15 protein-coding genes are annotated in these 15,288 nt (G+C 68.0%); 10 read left to right on the top strand and 5 right to left on the bottom strand.

Features of this window, described 5'->3' with window-relative positions:
* Positions 1 to 104 precede the first annotated feature (104 nt).
* The 3 genes from ACLD0W_RS09485 (at position 105) to ACLD0W_RS09495 (ending at position 4,132) form a co-directional block, all read left to right on the top strand.
* Positions 105 to 389, top strand: a complete 285-nt coding sequence (locus ACLD0W_RS09485) for a DUF1315 family protein (protein ID WP_410307239.1) — start codon at positions 105 to 107, stop codon at positions 387 to 389.
* Positions 389 to 3,022 carry an aminopeptidase N gene (pepN, locus tag ACLD0W_RS09490; protein ID WP_410307240.1) on the top strand — a complete coding sequence of 878 codons (2,634 nt, stop codon included), beginning with the start codon at positions 389 to 391 and terminating at the stop codon, positions 3,020 to 3,022. Before ACLD0W_RS09485 ends, pepN begins: the two co-directional genes overlap by 1 nt.
* Positions 3,023 to 3,127: 105 nt before the next feature.
* On the top strand, positions 3,128 to 4,132 hold the full coding sequence (locus ACLD0W_RS09495; protein WP_410307241.1) for a quinone-dependent dihydroorotate dehydrogenase: 1,005 nt from the start codon (positions 3,128 to 3,130) through the stop codon (positions 4,130 to 4,132).
* Between the two features lie 113 nt (positions 4,133 to 4,245).
* On the opposite strand, the gene rmf is transcribed toward ACLD0W_RS09495, so the two are convergent.
* Entirely contained in the window at positions 4,246 to 4,446 is a 201-nt protein-coding gene (rmf, locus tag ACLD0W_RS09500; RefSeq protein WP_138771230.1) for a ribosome modulation factor, read from the bottom strand.
* 239 nt (positions 4,447 to 4,685) lie between these two features.
* Between rmf and rlmKL the strand changes: the two genes are divergently transcribed.
* From rlmKL to ACLD0W_RS09515, 3 genes are read left to right on the top strand one after another with little or no spacing between them, the layout of a single operon-like run.
* The gene (gene rlmKL / locus ACLD0W_RS09505) at positions 4,686 to 6,800 is read left to right on the top strand and encodes a bifunctional 23S rRNA (guanine(2069)-N(7))-methyltransferase RlmK/23S rRNA (guanine(2445)-N(2))-methyltransferase RlmL (RefSeq protein WP_410307242.1); all 2,115 of its coding nucleotides are present in this window, start codon (positions 4,686 to 4,688) and stop codon (positions 6,798 to 6,800) included.
* Entirely contained in the window at positions 6,787 to 7,032 is a 246-nt protein-coding gene (locus tag ACLD0W_RS09510) for a glutaredoxin family protein (protein ID WP_410307243.1), read from the top strand. The genes rlmKL and ACLD0W_RS09510 overlap by 14 nt, the downstream gene beginning before the upstream one ends.
* Positions 7,033 to 7,063: 31 nt before the next feature.
* On the top strand, positions 7,064 to 7,372 hold the full coding sequence (locus tag ACLD0W_RS09515) for a DUF6482 family protein (protein WP_410307244.1): 309 nt from the start codon (positions 7,064 to 7,066) through the stop codon (positions 7,370 to 7,372).
* Positions 7,373 to 7,387: 15 nt separating this feature from the next.
* Here the strand turns inward: ACLD0W_RS09515 and ACLD0W_RS09520 are convergent, their stop codons facing one another.
* The 3 genes from ACLD0W_RS09520 to lexA all read right to left on the bottom strand — a co-directional run bounded on the left by ACLD0W_RS09520 (position 7,388) and on the right by lexA (position 9,346).
* Positions 7,388 to 8,224: a TatD family hydrolase gene (locus ACLD0W_RS09520; protein ID WP_410307245.1), complete on the bottom strand. Its 837-nt coding sequence runs from the start codon at positions 8,222 to 8,224 to the stop codon at positions 7,388 to 7,390.
* Positions 8,221 to 8,607, bottom strand: coding sequence for a DUF1499 domain-containing protein (locus ACLD0W_RS09525; RefSeq protein WP_410307246.1), 387 nt, complete (start codon positions 8,605 to 8,607; stop codon positions 8,221 to 8,223). Before ACLD0W_RS09525 ends, ACLD0W_RS09520 begins: the two co-directional genes overlap by 4 nt.
* 124 nt (positions 8,608 to 8,731) lie before the next feature.
* On the bottom strand, positions 8,732 to 9,346 hold the full coding sequence (gene lexA, locus ACLD0W_RS09530; protein WP_410307247.1) for a transcriptional repressor LexA: 615 nt from the start codon (positions 9,344 to 9,346) through the stop codon (positions 8,732 to 8,734).
* 103 nt (positions 9,347 to 9,449) lie between these two features.
* Between lexA and ACLD0W_RS09535 the strand changes: the two genes are divergently transcribed.
* Positions 9,450 to 10,103 carry a cyclic nucleotide-binding domain-containing protein gene (locus tag ACLD0W_RS09535; RefSeq protein WP_410307248.1) on the top strand — a complete coding sequence of 218 codons (654 nt, stop codon included), beginning with the start codon at positions 9,450 to 9,452 and terminating at the stop codon, positions 10,101 to 10,103.
* Between the two features lie 14 nt (positions 10,104 to 10,117).
* On the opposite strand, the gene ACLD0W_RS09540 is transcribed toward ACLD0W_RS09535, so the two are convergent.
* Positions 10,118 to 10,567, bottom strand: coding sequence for a universal stress protein (locus tag ACLD0W_RS09540; protein ID WP_204429192.1), 450 nt, complete (start codon positions 10,565 to 10,567; stop codon positions 10,118 to 10,120).
* Between the two features lie 340 nt (positions 10,568 to 10,907).
* On the opposite strand from ACLD0W_RS09540, the gene topA reads away from it, so the two are divergent.
* Genes topA through ACLD0W_RS09555 form a run of 3 tightly spaced genes read left to right on the top strand, consistent with a single transcriptional unit; the run spans position 10,908 to position 15,264 of the window.
* Complete coding sequence (topA, locus tag ACLD0W_RS09545) at positions 10,908 to 13,640, top strand: type I DNA topoisomerase (RefSeq protein WP_410307249.1); 2,733 nt, start codon at positions 10,908 to 10,910, stop codon at positions 13,638 to 13,640.
* A gap of 10 nt (positions 13,641 to 13,650) precedes the next feature.
* A complete protein-coding gene (locus ACLD0W_RS09550; RefSeq protein ID WP_410307250.1) occupies positions 13,651 to 14,178 on the top strand; it encodes a hypothetical protein in 528 nt (175 codons plus the stop codon).
* Between the two features lie 60 nt (positions 14,179 to 14,238).
* Positions 14,239 to 15,264 (top strand): CNNM domain-containing protein, encoded by a 1,026-nt coding sequence (locus ACLD0W_RS09555; protein WP_410307251.1) that lies wholly within the window; start codon positions 14,239 to 14,241, stop codon positions 15,262 to 15,264.
* Positions 15,265 to 15,288 lie beyond the last annotated feature (24 nt).

Here is a 15,288-nt window from a genome sequence, read left to right on the forward strand (position 1 = left end):
CACCGGAGCAAAGTCGTAGGAGCGGCCGGCGCGCAAGCCGCGGGCCCTTGCATCCTGTATCCTTACCCCCATCCATAACGCACCGTTTTCGACAGGTATCCGCGATGTCTTCCGCCCCTTCCTTTGACCAGATGATCGATGCCATGACCCTGGAGGTCTGGCACAACATGCGCACCGCCGTGGAGACCGGCCGCTGGCCGGACGGTCGCCAGGTCAGCGACGAACAGCGTCAGTTGTGTCTGCAGGCGGTGATCGCCTGGGAGGCGCGCAATCTGCCCGAGGAAGAGCGCACCGGCTACGTGCCCAGCCACTGCAAGAGCCAGGGCGACGCCGAAACGTCCGAGCAGCCGGTCTCCCTGCGACCGGCGGGCCGCCAAGGAGATCACTGATGAGAGATGGACAACCCAACCCGGCCACCCGACTGGCGGACTATCGGCCGCCGGCGTTTCGGGTGCCCGACACCCGCCTGGACGTGGACCTGCGCGACGGCCACGCCCTGGTCACCGCCCACCTGAACGTGGAGCGCAATCCGGATCGGGACGACCGCCCCGACGAGCTGGTGCTGGACGGCGAACACCTGGACCTGCGCTCGGTGGTGCTGGACGGTCGCGAGCTGGCCCCGGGCGACGACTACCGCCTGGACGGCCCCCGGCTGATCATCCCCGGCGTGCCCGAGGCGTTCTCGCTGACCACCGTGGTGCGCATCGAGCCGGAAAAGAACACCGCCCTGGAGGGCCTGTACCGCTCCAACGGCATGTACTGCACCCAGTGCGAGGCGGAGGGCTTCCGCCGCATCACCTTCTTCCCGGACCGGCCGGACGTGCTCAGCCGCTTCACCACCACCATCCACGCGGACAAGGGCGCCTACCCGCTGCTGCTGTCCAACGGCAACCCGGTGGACGCCGGCGACGAGGCGGACGGCCGCCACTTCGCCACCTGGGAAGACCCCTTTCCCAAACCCTGCTATCTGTTCGCCCTGGTGGCCGGTGATCTGGCCTGCCTGGCGGACACCTTCACCACCGCCTCCGGCCGTGAAGTGGCCCTGCGCCTGTACGCCGAGCACCGCGATCTGGACAAGCTGGACCACGCCATGGATTCGCTCAAGCGCTCCATGGCCTGGGACGAGAAGGTGTTCGGCCGCGAGTACGACCTGGACATCTTCCAGATCGTGGCGGTGAGCCATTTCAATATGGGCGCCATGGAGAACAAGGGCCTCAACATCTTCAACACCTCCTGCGTGCTGGCCCACCCGGCCACCACCACCGACGCCGGTTTCGAGCGGGTGGAATCGGTGGTCGCCCACGAGTACTTCCACAACTGGAGCGGCAACCGGGTGACCTGCCGGGACTGGTTCCAGCTCAGCCTCAAGGAAGGCTTCACCGTATTCCGGGACCAGGAATTCTCCTCGGACATGAACTCCCGGGCGGTGGTGCGGGTGGAGAACGTGGACTTCCTGGTCAACAACCAGTTTCCCGAGGACCAGGGCCCCATGGCCCACCCGGTGCGGCCCGCCGAGTACCAGAAAATCGACAACTTCTACACCCTGACGGTGTACGAGAAGGGCGCCGAGATCGTGCGCATGCAAAGCGAGCTGCTGGGCGCGCGGGACTTCCGCCGCGCCACCGATCTGTACTTCGAGCGGTTCGACGGCCAGGCGGTCACCTGCGACGACTTCGTCGCCTGCATGGAGCAGGTCTCCGGTCTGGATCTGGAGCAGTTCAAACGCTGGTACTCCCAGGCCGGCACGCCGGTGCTCACCGTCGAGGATGAATACCGGGACGGGGAATACCGGCTCACCTTCGAGCAGCACACCCCGGCCACGCCGGGCCAGCCGGACAAACAACCGCTGATGGTGCCGGTGAAGCTGGCGCTGCTGGACGGCGAGGGCGCCGCCCTGCCGCTGGACGACCAGGGTCGCACGGAAACCGTGGTGATCCTGCGCGAGGCCCGGGAAACCCGCAGCTTCCCGGTCGCGGCCCGGCCCACCCCGTCGCTGCTGCGCGGCTTTTCCGCGCCGGTGTCCCTGCGTTACGACTTCGACGAAACCCAGCTCAACACCCTGCTGGCCCACGACAGCGACGGCTTCTGTCGGTGGGACGCGGCCCAGCGCCTCTACTTCGCCGCCCTGGCGCGGGTGGTGGAGGGCGGCGAGACGCCGGCGGATCAGGTACCCCGGCTGATGCCGGTGATCGAACAGGTGATCGCCCGGGCCGACGAGGACCCGGCCCAGGCCGCGCTGCTGCTGACCCTGCCCTCCGAGAACGCGGTGGGCGACCGGCATACGCCGCTGCACCCGCAGCGGGTGCACGCCGCGGTGAGCGGCCTGCGGGCGGCGCTGGGCGAGGCCCTGGCGGACGCCTGGTGGCGGCTGGCCGAAGGGCTCCGGGAAAGCGACTACCAGGGCGACGGCGCGGCCATGGGCCGGCGCCGCCTGCGTCAGGTGGCACTGGGCTACCTGGCCGCCGCCGCCGGCGCCGGCCTGGTGGACCCGGAACCGCTGGTGGCGCACCTCAGCGCCACCCTGGCGGCGCCCACCTGCATGACCGAGGAACTGGGCGCCCTGCGGGCCCTGGTGCACAACCGGCTGCCCGGCCACCAGGCCGCCCTGGAGGCCTTCGGCGAGCGCTGGAAGGACGAACCCCTGGTGATGGACCAGTGGTTCGGCGTGCAGGCCACGGTACCCGGCGCGGACACCGTGGCCCGGGCGGAGGCGCTGCTGGCCCATCCGGCCTTCGAGTGGACCCTGCCCAACCGGGTGCGGGCGGTGATCGCCACCCTGGTGAACGCCAACCCCTCCGCCTTCCATGCCCCGGACGGCAGCGGTTACCGGCTGTTTGCCCGGGCCCTGAAAAAGCTCGACGGCATCAACCCGCAGATCGCCGCCCGGCTGGCCAACGGCGGCGCCCGCCTCAAACGGCTGGAGCCGGGACTGGCGCAACAGCTCGGCGACGCCCTGCGCGAGCTGCGCCCGGGCGCCTCCGCCAATCTGGCCGAGGTGCTGGGCCGCATCCTCGACGCCTGACCCGATCGCGGCTGATGCGTACCGCTTCAGCCGCGATCCTCCCTCCGTGCCCCCGCCGCGTCGCTGGCGTATACTCCCCGCGCCGATTCGTCTGGAGCCGCCCCCGTGCTGTACCGCCTTGCCCGCCCTCTGCTGTTTTCCCTGTCCGCCGAACAGGCCCACGACCTGACCCTGGACCTGTTGCGCCGGGGCGCCGGTCGGCTGCTGCCCGGCGCGCCGCCGGCGCGGCCGGTGACGGTGATGGGGCTGTCGTTTCCCAATCCGGTGGGATTGGCCGCCGGGCTCGACAAGAACGGCGACTGCATCGACGGGCTGGCCGAGCTGGGCTTCGGTTTCCTGGAGGTGGGCACGGTGACGCCACGGCCCCAGCCGGGCAATCCCAAGCCGCGCCTGTTCCGCCTGCCCGAGGCCGGCGCCATCATCAACCGCATGGGCTTCAACAACCACGGCGTGGACGCCCTGGTGGCCAATGTGCGCGCCAGCCGCTATCAGGGCGTGCTGGGCATCAATATCGGCAAGAACAAGGACACCCCGGTGGAGCGGGCGGTGGACGACTATCTGATCTGCCAGGAAAAGGTCCACGCCCTGGCCAGTTACCTGGTGGTCAATGTGTCTTCCCCCAACACGCCGGGCCTGCGCAGCCTGCAGCACGGTGAGGCCCTGGACGGGCTGCTCGGCACCCTGCGCGAGGCGCAGACCCGGCTGGACCAGCACAACGGCAAACGGGTGCCCCTGGTGATCAAGATCGCCCCGGACAACAGCGAGGATGAGCTGGCGGCCATGGCGGAGGCGTTCGTGCGCCACGGCATCGACGGGGTGTGCGTGGGCAACACCACCCTGGAGCGACCCGGCGTGGAGCGTCTGACCCACGGCGGCGAGCAGGGCGGCCTGAGCGGCGTCCCTCTCAAGCCCATCGCCGACCGGGCCCTGGAGACCATGGCCCGCGCCCTGGATGGCCGCCTGCCGATCATCGGCGTGGGCGGCATCCAAAGCGACGCCGACGCCCTCGACAAACGGCGCCTGGGCGCGGAGCTGGTGCAGGTTTATTCGGGGCTGATCTATCAGGGGCCCGGATTGGTCCGGGAGATTGTGCGGGGTTGGCCCCATTAAAAAGGGCCCGGGAGGGGCCCTGTGGGGTCGACGCGCGAAGCGCCGGCGCTGATCGGTAAGACTGGTTGTTGCGGTCAGGTCCTTTTAAGTGGGTTGCGGTCGCTGTGTAGCCTTTAAACCCTGAGAGTGTGTATGCCGGCGACGCCGACCATGCCCTGAATCTGGTCGGTGCGGCCTTCACGCCATCCGCGCATCCAGTTACCGCGAGCCTCCAGTGCGCCGAAAGGGCAGAATTCCCTGGGTCTTCCTCTGAAGCCCGCCTGATAGCCCCGGCTGTAGGCCCGCTCGTCACGGTTGCGTTTTTGTCGCTTCATAGACACTGTCCTCTTTTTCGTCGATCGCAGTGAAAGAACCTGCGCTCGCCGGGACAAAAACCGCCGCCCCGACCGGCACGTTCTCGAAAGCCTCACCTTGAGTATCCGAGAGCCGGGGGCGCCTGTCGAATAACAACTGGCCATAATGAAAGCGCGTGTTAAGCGCATGACGCATAATGGACACTTTGATGAAATGGGCTGAAAAATCAGCGCCATCAAGTACTTAAAAGGCAAAATCGATGGATTTCGTGATCACCTGTCTGCCTGGCCTTGCCCCGCTGCTCGCCGATGAGCTGGCGGAACTGGGCATGACGGTAACGGATCAGGGCCAGGCCCATGTGGGCATCAGCGGCCGCCAGCAGGACGCCCTGCGGGTGTGCCTGTGGTCGCGGCTGGCGGAGCGGGTGTTGCTGCCCCTGGCGGAACTGACCGTGGCCCCGGAAGAGGCCCCGGAGAAGCTGGCCGCGGCGGTGGACTGGCGCGCTCTGGTGGCCCCCGGCGGCGCGGTGCACCTGAGCCTGGACCACGCCAAGGGCGTGCGCGGCGACAGCCGGGTCAGCGGCAAGCTTCTGCTGCGGGCGCTGCCGCCGGACATCACCGTCAGCCCCCGGGAGAGCGGCGCCAGCGCCCTGCGCGCACGGCTGGACAGCGACACCGCCCGGCTGTGGCTGGACCTGGCCGGCCAGCCCCTGCACCGGCGCGGTTACCGGCTGGCCGGAGGCCGCGCGCCACTGCGGGAGAACCTGGCGGCGGCGCTGCTGCGCGCCGGCGACTGGCACCGTGAAGCGCGCCCGGAATTGCTGATGGACCCGTTCTGCGGCAGCGGCACGGTGCTGATCGAGGCGGCCTGGATGGCCGCCGGCGTGGCCCCGGGCGCGTTGCGCAAGGACTACGGTTTCCTCAATTGGCGGGGCTGCCGCCAGGCGCTGGCCGAGGAGGCCCTGCGCGAGGCCGCCGCCAGCCTGGAGAACAAGGCGGCGCTGCCGGCCCTGAAAGGTTTCGACGCGGACCCGGACGCGCTCAAATACGCCCGCCATAACGCGGAGCGCGCCGGCGTGGAGGGTGCCATCCACCTGGAACGCCGGGAGCTGGGCGCCCTGCGGGCGCGGGATTTCGCCAGCCGCGAAGGGCTGGTGGTGACCAACCCGCCCTGGGGCGAACGCCTGGATCAGCAGGAGCAGGCCGCTTGGCTGTACGCCGGTCTGGGCCGGCTGCTGGGCGAGAAGGCCCCGGCCTGGCGGGCGGTGCTGCTGGGCGCCGAGGTCACCGCCCTGGACCGGGCCGGCATGGACCTGGAGTCCCAATGGAAGGTGCGCAACGGCGCGCTCACCAACTTTATCCGCCTCAGCCGGCCCCGGGCGCCGCTGCCCCAGACGCCGCTGCAGGTGGGCGACACGCCCGGTTTCGAGCTGCCGGAGCCGGCCTCGCCGCTGTTCAACCGACTGCGCAAGAACGGCAAGCACCTGCGCCGCTGGATCGACCGGGAGGACATCCAGGCCTACCGGCTCTATGACCGGGACCTGCCGGAATTCAACGTGGCGGTGGACGTGTACGGCGATCAGGTGCTGGTGCAGGAGTTCAAGGCGCCGTCCACGGTGGATCCGGACAAGGCCGCCCAGCGCCGCCAGTGGGCGGTGAGCGCCACCCGCGCCGCCCTGGGCGTGCACCGCGAGCAGGTGCATCTGCGCACCCGCGAGCGCCAGAAAGGCCGCAACCAGTACCAGAAGCAGGCCACCCAGGGACGCTTCCGGGTGGTCCGCGAGGGCCAGGCCCGCTTGCTGGTGAACCTGGAGGAGTACCTGGACACCGGCCTGTTTCTGGACCACCGGCCCATGCGCCTGCGCATCGCCCAGGAAAGCGCCGGCAAACGCTTTCTCAATCTGTTCGCCTATACCGGCGCCGCCACCGTGCAGGCCCTGGTGGGCGGCGCCCGCCGGGCGGTGACCGTGGACACCTCGCGGCGCTATCTGGACTGGGCCGGCTGCAACCTGGCCCTGAACGGCTTCGCCACCGACCGCCACCCCACGGTGCGTGCGGACGCCATGGGCTGGCTGGAGGAATGCCGCGAGCAGTTCGATATCGTGTTCTGCGACCCGCCCACCTTCTCCAACAACAAGGACCGGGACGATTTCGTGGTCCAGGACCAGCACGGCGAGCTGATCCGCCGCATCATGAAACGGCTGGAGCCCGGCGGCGTGCTGTATTTTTCCTGCAACTACCGCCGCTTCGAACTGGAAGAGAGACTGCGCCGCTGGTACGCGGTGGAGGACCTGACCGCCTGGAGCCTGCCGGAGGACTTCCGGCGCGGCGGCGCCATTCACCACTGCTTCGCGATCCGTCATGCCCAGGACTGACGCCCCGCAACTGACCCTCTATACCACCCTCGGCTGCCATCTTTGCGAGCAGGCCGAGGAGCTGGTGCGCACGGTGCGCCCGGACGCCCGGCTTCACGCCGTGGACATCGCCGAGGACGATATGCTGATCGCCGAATACGGCGAGCGCATCCCGGTGCTGCGCCGGGGCGACCGGGAGCTGGGCTGGCCGTTCGGATTGCTGGACGTGAGCGCGCTGCTCGCCGATCCCTGATCCGGCGGGCGCGACTTTTTTTGGAGTGACCATGGAAAAGATCACGGTCAAGAAACTGACCAACCGCCATGTCGACAAGGTGATTCTGCGTTCGGTGGTGATTTCCATCTGCATCGTGCAGGTGGAAATCGACGGTGTGCTGTACCAGGTGGTGGACGAGCAAGGCCGGATCGTGCGTTTCAACGGCCCGGAACACGCCAACAACGTGCTCAGCCGCATGACCACCGACCGGGCGGTGCTGCTGCACCAATCGCCCTATGCGGAAATGGCCGGCCAGCCGGAAGGCGAGCCGGCGCCGCCGCTGGAAGTGGACTTCAACTGGCGGGCGGACCGCGCCTGAAGAAGGATCGCGACTTCAGTCGCGATCCGGAGCTGGCAGGTTCAAAAAACGGTAGGTATTGGCCAGAGTGCGGGCCGCCAGCTCCGCTTCCTCCTCACCGCGCAGCGCCGCCAGCCGGCGGCCGATCCAGGGCAGATGGCAGGGCTCGTTGCGGCGTTTCACCGCCGGTGCCTCCGGCAGGTCCCGGGGCAGCAGATAGGGCGCGTCCGTTTCCACCAGCAGCCGGTCGGCGGGAATGTCCGGCACCAGCGCGGCCAGGTCCTTGCCGCGCCGCTCGTCGCACACCCAGCCGGTGATGCCGATGTAGCAGTCCAGGTCCAGATAGTCGTAGAGCGGCCGGCGCTGGTCGGTGAAACAGTGCACCACGGCGGCGGGCAGCCGGTCGCGCCAGGCGCGCAGCAGGGGCAGAAAGCGCGGATGGGCGTCGCGCTGATGCAGAAACACCGGCAGCTGCTTGTCCGCCGCCAGCGCCAGCTGGCTCTCGAACGCTTTCTCCTGGTCCGGGCGGGGTGAAAAGTCCCGGTTGAAGTCCAGGCCCATCTCCCCGGCGGCGGCCACTTCCGGCTGGTCCAGCAGCCCGGCCAGTTCCGCCCGGGCGTCATCGTCGAAGCAGCGCGCGTTGTGCGGGTGCACGCCGGCGGTGGCCAGCAGCCCCCGGTCGGGAAAGTCCCGGCACAGAGCCAGGGCCTGCCGGGACTCCGCCACGCTGGTGCCGGTCAGCAGCATCAGCTCGACGCCGGCCTGGCGGGCACGCTCCAGCACCGCCTCGCCGTCATCGCGAAACTGCCGGTCGCCCAGATTGACGCCGATGTCCGCCCAGCGGGCGGTCGGGGTGCCTGCCGTGATACTCATGAAGCGGGGCGGGGCGTGGGCTGCAGCCGGGCCTCCAGCTGCTCGCGCAGGTCTTCCACGCGACGCCGGTTGGCGCCCAGATCCCAATAGCCGATGCGCGAGGCGGAGCGTACTTCGATGACGCCGTCCTCGTGCACATAGAAGGTCACATCGTCCACGAACCGCAGGATGCGGGTGGTGAAGCGGGCCTCCACCCGGGCGGGTCCCACCGCCCGGTGGCTGACCCGGGGCCAGTCCTCCAGCACCGCGTCGAGCAGCGCCAGGCTGTCGGCACGGGTGCCGGCGCCGGGCAGGGGCGCCACCCGATGGCGGTCGTCATCCGCCAGGCTGGACACGCAATTCGGTGACGACGGACAGGGGGCAAGCAAACGGGTGTCCGACATAATCGGTCTCTCCACTGACCTTTCAGTACTCTGGATTCGGGCCTCTTCTCGGGCGCCCTGGCAGCCGGCCGACACCGTCATGGCGAGCATCAACCCGGCCAGGCACAGGGCGGCGGCGATCTTTCTAGTGACGGTTCGGATCACGGATCAGTCCCACGAAAACACCTTCGATCATCAGTTCGTCCGCCGGCACCCGGATCGGCTCGTAGGCCTCGTTGGCCGGCAGCAGGGTGGCGTTGGACTTGTTCAGTTTAAGGGTTTTCACCGTGACCTCGTCGTCAATGCGCGCCACCACGATCTCGCCGGACAGGGCGGTCTGGCTTTTGCGCACCGCGATCAGGTCGCCGTCGAAGATGCCGGCGTCGATCATACTGTCGCCCTGCACCTTGAGCAGGTAGGTGGGGCGCTGCCGGAACAGGCCCTGGGGCACCGGCACGGTGCGCTCCACGTTCTCGATGGCCTCGATGGGCGTGCCGGCGGCCACCCTGCCCACCACCGGCAGCTCGTCCTCGTGCTCCAGCGCCGCTTCCAGCAGCTGGATGCCGCGGGAGCGGTCGCTGTGCAGACGGATGTAACCCTTGCGTTCCAGCGCCCGCAGGTGATCGGAGGCGGCGTTCTTGGACTGGAAGCCCATGCGCTCGGCGATTTCCGCCCGGGTCGGGGCCATGCCGGTTTCCAGCCGCGAGTCGCGGATGCAGTCCAGCACCTGTTGCTGGCGTGCGGTTAGCGTGCTGCTCATAACGTTCTCCTGGAGTGTCTCGGACACTGATAATATGAACAGTATTATATGTCCAGTGTTTTTGGAAGTACCATGGAGCCCATCAGGGGGGAGAAGGGAACCGATGCGACAGGCGAACTGGCAGCAAACGGACCGGTCACGGGTGGAGACACTGCTTGCCGGCGTGCCGTTTTTCAATGAGGTGGCCCGGGACGATCCGGCCCAGCGGTCGCGGTTGCTGGCGCGCACCGAACTGGTCGAGGCGGCCCCCGGGGACACCGTGATCCGCGCCGGGGAGGTGGAGTCCAGCCTGTATTTTCTGCTGCGCGGCCAGCTGGTGGTACTGGACGATGCGCCGCCGCACGCGGTGCTTTATTACGTGTCGCCGGGGGAGGTGTTCGGCACTCTTTCACTGTTGCTGCGGCGCGCCCGCAGCGCCACCATCCAGGTGGCGGACGCGGCCCGGGAAGCGGTGCTGGCCAGGCTGGATTTCAATGATTTCGACGACGATCGCGACACGCCCTATACCCTGGCCACGCGATTGGCGTTTTTTCACATGCTGGTGCACCAGATCCGCTGGGCGGTGGAGGTGCGGCGCATGCAGAGCCCGGACGCCGGCCTGGCCGCCGACCTGCGCAAGGTGCCGGTGTTCACCGGCGAGCGGGACAGCGAGGCGGAACTGGCCTCATTGCGGGACCAGGCCCGGGCCCTGGCGGATTTGCTGTACCGGTGGAATCATCGCCCGCCGGGGACCACCGGCAACGCCCAGCTCACCTGACCGGCCGGCCCGGTCTATTCCTTCTTCTTGCGATCCATCTTCACCGCCAGCACGTCGCAGTGGGCGCCGGGCACCAGGCCGCGGGCGGTGGAGCCCAGCAGCAGGGCCAGGCCGCTGCGGGTGTGGCTGCCCACCACGATCAGATCGGCGTCCAGGCCGTCGGCCTTGTCGACGATGGTCTTCTCGATGGAGCCCAGCTCCACATGCACCCGTTCCTTGGGCACCTGATATTGGCGCGCGTAGTTGCAGGCGGTTTCCCGCGCCTGCTTGACCAGGCCGCTCTGCAGGTCGGTCACGTCCATGGGCACGTCGGCGCCGTAGGCCAGCGCCAGCGGCTCGATCACATGGATCAGATGCAGTTCGCCCTCGGTGCCGGCGATCACGCCGGCGGCGCGGGCCAGCACTTCCGCGGACTCGTCGCTGCAGTCGATGGCCACCAGGACCTTGCGATAGGGTGCGGACACGATGTTTCTCCAGTGGCTCGGTGTCGCTTCCGAGTATAACTTGCCCGGCGCCCGCCGCCAGCCCGCCGTTGAAGGGTGCCCGGCGAGGGCGGCAAAGCCTTGCCTGGCGCGGCTTCGGCGGCCTTGACGGCGGCCGCCGGCGGGCACCCGGTCGGGGCCCGCCGGGCGGTCCGCGCTTGACCGGACAATACCGGCGCTGTCTAAATAGGCGCCCGCCGGGGCCGTGAAGGCCGCCCGGCGGCACCTCCGGACACTTGGACCGGCACGGCGATCCCGTGCGGCCCACGGGTTTTACGGAGGTTTCTTTTGGATATCCGCATCATGATCGGGTGAGCAACGAATGGGTAAGTCCCTTGTAATCGTGGAGTCGCCGGCCAAGGCCAAGACCATCAACCGCTATCTGGGCGACGACTTCGTGGTCAAGTCCAGTGTCGGCCATGTGCGCGACCTGCCGGTGAGCGGCGGCGCCAAGAAGACCACGCCCAAGGAGCGTGCCAAGGAGGCCGCCTATACCCGGTCACTGCCCAAGGAAGAACGGGAAGCCTATAAAAAGAAGAAGGCCCAGGCCCAGCTGATCAACCGCATGGGGGTGGACCCGGAACACGACTGGGACGCCCATTACGAAATCCTGCCCGGCAAGGAAAAGGTCATCGACGAGCTCAAGCGTCTGGCCGCCAATGCCGACCGCATCTACCTGGCCACTGACTTGGACCGCGAAGGGGAGGCCATTGCCTGGCACCTGCGGGAAGTGATCGGCGGCGAGGGCGAGCGGTTCGACCGGGTGGTGTTCAACGAGATCACCAAGAAGGCCATTCAGGCCGCCTTCGAGAAACCCGGCAAGCTGGACATGAGCCGGGTGGAAGCCCAGCAGGCCCGTCGCTTCCTGGACCGGGTGGTGGGCTTCATGATCTCGCCGCTGCTGTGGGAAAAGATCGCCCGGGGCCTGTCCGCCGGCCGCGTGCAGTCGGTGGCGGTGGAGCTGGTGGTGGAGCGCGAGCGCGAGATCCGCGCCTTTACCCCGGAGGAATTCTGGGAGCTGCACGCGGACACCCACAGCACCGCCAAGGCCAGTGACGAGATCCGCCTGCAGGTGACCCGCCACAACGGCGACAATTTCCGCCCCAACAACGGCGACGACGCGGCGAAGCACCGCGCCGCCCTGAAGGCCGCCGGCCAGCTGACCATCACCCAGCGCGAGGAGCGGCCCACCCGCTCCAAGCCGCCGGCGCCGTTCATCACCTCCACCCTGCAGCAGGCGGCCAGCACCCGGCTGGGCTTCGGCGTGAAGAAAACCATGATGATGGCCCAGCGCCTCTACGAGGCCGGCCACATCACCTACATGCGGACCGATTCCACCAACCTGAGCGCCGACGCGGTCAATGAGTGCCGCGCCTGGATCGACGACCAACTGGGCAGCCAGTACCTGCCCGAGAAGCCGATCAGCTATTCCAGCCGCGAGGGCGCCCAGGAAGCCCACGAAGCGATCCGCCCGTCCGACGTGAAGCGCGAAGCCAGCGGCCTGAAGGACATGGAGCGCGACGCCCAGCGCCTCTACGAGCTGATCCGCCGCCAGTTCATCGCCTGCCAGATGCCGCCGGCGGAATACCTGAGCACGACGATCACGGCGGAAGCGGACGGCTACGAGCTGAAAGCCCGTGGTCGCATTCTCAAATTCGACGGCTGGACCCGTATCCAGCCCCAGGCCTCGCGCAAGGGCCAGGAAGACACCGTGCTGCCGGACCTCAAGCAGGGCGACGTGCTGGCGGTGGACGACATCGAGGCCACCCAGCACTTCACCAAGCCGCCGGCCCGCTACACCGAGGCCAGCCTGGTCAAGGAACTGGAAAAACGCGGCATCGGCCGCCCGTCCACCTACGCGGCGATCATTTCCACGATTCAGGACCGGGGCTATGTGCGGCAGGACAACCGCCGCTTCTACGCCGAGAAAATGGGCGACATCGTCACCGACCGGCTGGTGGAAAACTTCCCCCATCTGATGGACTACAACTTCACCGCCGAGATGGAAGAAACCCTGGACGAGATCGCCGAGGGCAAGCGCGGCTGGCGCGACGTGCTCGACGAGTTCTACCGGGACTTCCTGGCCAAGCTGGAAGCCGCCCAGGGCGAGGGCAGCGGCAAGCAGGCCAAGGGCGGCATGCGCGCCAACCTGCCCACCGACACCGACATCGAGTGCCCCAAGTGCGGCCGGCCGATGCAGATTCGCACCGGCTCCACCGGCGTGTTTCTCGGTTGCTCCGGCTACAGCCTGCCGCCGAAGGAGCGCTGCACCGCCACGCTCAACCTGCTGCCCGGTGAGGAAGCGGTACGCGCCGACGACGACGAGGAAGCGGAAACCAACGAGCTGCGTCGCAAGAAGCGTTGCCCGAAATGCGGCACGGCCATGGAATCCTACCTGATCGACGAGAAGCGCAAGCTGCACATCTGTGGCAACAACCCGGACTGCGACGGCTACGTGGTGGAACCGGGCGAGTTCCGCATCAAGGGCTACGACGGCCCGACCCTGGAGTGCGAGAAGTGCGGCAACGAAATGCAACTGCGCACCGGTCGGTTCGGCAAGTTCTTCAAGTGCACCAACGACGACTGCGGCAATACCCGCAAGCTGCTCAAGAACGGTGAGCCGGCGCCGCCCCGCGCCGACCCCATCGACATGCCGCACCTCAAGTGCGAGAAGGTGGACGACCACTATTTGCTGCGCGACGGCGCCTCCGGCCTGTTCCTGGCCGCCAGCCAGTTTCCCAAGAACCGGGAAACCCGGGCGCCGCTGGTGGAGGAAATCCAGTCCGTTGCCGACAAGCTGGATCCCAAGCACAAATACCTGGCCGAGGCCCCCGCCGAGGACAGTAAGGGCCGCAAGGCGATGCTGCGCTACAGCCGCAAGGCCAAGGAGCAGTACGTGATGACCGAGGAAGACGGCAAGCCCACCGGCTGGTACGCCTTCTACCGCGACGGTCACTGGGACGTGGAAGAGAAGAAAGCCGCGCCCAAGAAAAAAGCGGCGGCCAAAAAGAAAAAGGCCGCGGCGAAGAAGAAAGCCGCCTCGCGGCGCGGTTGAGGGGCCGACCATGTCCCGAATGGTGCGAGAAAGCGAAATCAGCGGCCTGCGTGAGCGGCTGTTCTTCGCCCGCAGTCTGTTGAAAACCCTGAACGCCGACCCGGAGGCGGCGGCGGGGCCGCGGCTGGCGCTGCGCGGCGGCGTGGTGTTTCACCTGTACTCGGTGCTGGTGGGCATCGCCCGCCAGGCGGCGCGCAGCTACCAGGTGCGCGGCTACGAGGACCTGATCAGTCTGGCGGCCCTGGAGCAGGCGTTCGCCGCCGCCGCCGTGCAGGCCCCGGAAATGGGCCTGCTGGCCCGGGCCCGGGCGGACCGCGCCGACCTGGTCTGCTGGCTGGACCAGGAAATGCGCGCCGCCGTGGGCGCCGCCGGCCTGGCCCGGCGGCCCACCGCGCCGGAGGAACGGGACGCCCTCAGCCTGCGCGCCGAGGATCCCTACGCGCCGCTGGCCCAGGGCGACCTGGAGCGGCTGGCCGGCGCCGCCGAGCGGGTGGCGGAACTGATTGAGCAATGCGCTGCCTACATGGAAGAATGGTGACCCTTACCACCCCGAGCCGCCGGCCAAAATAGCGGTGCCCCCTGGCCACGCCCGATATTGATGACACTGCTGATCGTTTTTGCCGCCGTCTCCATCGGTTTTTCTTTTCTGTGTTCCATTCTTGAAGCCGCCCTGTTGTCCATCACTCCCAGCTACATCGCCGGGCTGAGGGACGAGAAGCCCGTTCTGTTCCGCCGTCTGCGCCGTCTCAAGGACGACATCGACGACCCGCTGGCGGCGATTCTGACCCTCAACACCGTGGCCCACACCGCCGGCGCCACCGGCGTCGGCGCCCAGGTGGCGGTGGTGTTCGGCGAAGCCTACCTGGGCGTGGCCTCGGCGGTGATGACCCTGGTGATCCTGATCTTCTCGGAGATCATCCCCAAGACCATCGGCGCCAAATACTGGCGCTCCCTGGCGCCGGCGCTGCCGCCGGTGCTGCGCGTCATGGTGCTGGTGCTCAAGCCGTTCGTGTGGCTCTCCAAGCTGGTCACCCGCCAGTTCGGCACCGGTGAACCGGACACCGACATCCGCGCCGAGCTCAAGGCGATGGCGGAGATCGGTCGCGACCAGCAGGCCCTGGACGAGGACGAGCGCCGGGTGATCACCAACATCCTCAACCTGCACGAGATCAAGGTCGGTAAGGTGATGACGCCGCGCACCGTGGTGCGCAGCCTGCGCCCGGACGACACCGTCGACCCGGTGCGCCAGCAACTGGTGAACCAGCCGTTTTCCCGCTACCCGGTGATCAACGAGCATGACGAGGCCCTGGGCTATGTGCACAAGAGCGATCTGCTGGATATGGAAGGCAGCCGCAAGATCGGCGAAGTGATGCGCGGCATGACGCCCTATCGGTCGACCATGAACATCGAGTACGTGTTCGGCGAGATGCTGCGCCAGCGGCAGCACCTGGGCATGGTCTACGACGAGCTGGGCACCTGGGTGGGGCTGATCACCATGGAGGACGTGATCGAGACCATTCTCGGCCAGGAGATCATGGACGAGACCGACAACGTCTCCAACCTGCGCCGTTACGCCAAACAGCGCTGGAGCCGTCGGCTGCGCAAACGCGACCGTCCCGGCTGACGGCGACCGCGATGGCGCCGTCCG

This window comes from Alloalcanivorax sp. C16-1, from assembly GCF_046507805.1.
Lineage (GTDB): Bacteria > Pseudomonadota > Gammaproteobacteria > Pseudomonadales > Alcanivoracaceae > Alloalcanivorax.

Coding starts and splice junctions, on each gene's coding strand:
- ACLD0W_RS09485 (WP_410307239.1), top strand. CDS start 105: ATGTCTTCCGCCCCTTCCTTTGACCAGATGATCGATGCCATGACCCTG.
- pepN (WP_410307240.1), top strand. CDS start 389: ATGAGAGATGGACAACCCAACCCGGCCACCCGACTGGCGGACTATCGG.
- rmf (WP_138771230.1), bottom strand. CDS start 4,446: ATGAAGCGACAAAAACGCAACCGTGACGAGCGGGCCTACAGCCGGGGC.
- rlmKL (WP_410307242.1), top strand. CDS start 4,686: ATGGATTTCGTGATCACCTGTCTGCCTGGCCTTGCCCCGCTGCTCGCC.
- ACLD0W_RS09510 (WP_410307243.1), top strand. CDS start 6,787: ATGCCCAGGACTGACGCCCCGCAACTGACCCTCTATACCACCCTCGGC.
- ACLD0W_RS09515 (WP_410307244.1), top strand. CDS start 7,064: ATGGAAAAGATCACGGTCAAGAAACTGACCAACCGCCATGTCGACAAG.
- ACLD0W_RS09520 (WP_410307245.1), bottom strand. CDS start 8,224: ATGAGTATCACGGCAGGCACCCCGACCGCCCGCTGGGCGGACATCGGC.
- ACLD0W_RS09525 (WP_410307246.1), bottom strand. CDS start 8,607: ATGTCGGACACCCGTTTGCTTGCCCCCTGTCCGTCGTCACCGAATTGC.
- lexA (WP_410307247.1), bottom strand. CDS start 9,346: ATGAGCAGCACGCTAACCGCACGCCAGCAACAGGTGCTGGACTGCATC.
- ACLD0W_RS09535 (WP_410307248.1), top strand. CDS start 9,450: ATGCGACAGGCGAACTGGCAGCAAACGGACCGGTCACGGGTGGAGACA.
- topA (WP_410307249.1), top strand. CDS start 10,908: ATGGGTAAGTCCCTTGTAATCGTGGAGTCGCCGGCCAAGGCCAAGACC.
- ACLD0W_RS09550 (WP_410307250.1), top strand. CDS start 13,651: ATGTCCCGAATGGTGCGAGAAAGCGAAATCAGCGGCCTGCGTGAGCGG.
- ACLD0W_RS09555 (WP_410307251.1), top strand. CDS start 14,239: ATGACACTGCTGATCGTTTTTGCCGCCGTCTCCATCGGTTTTTCTTTT.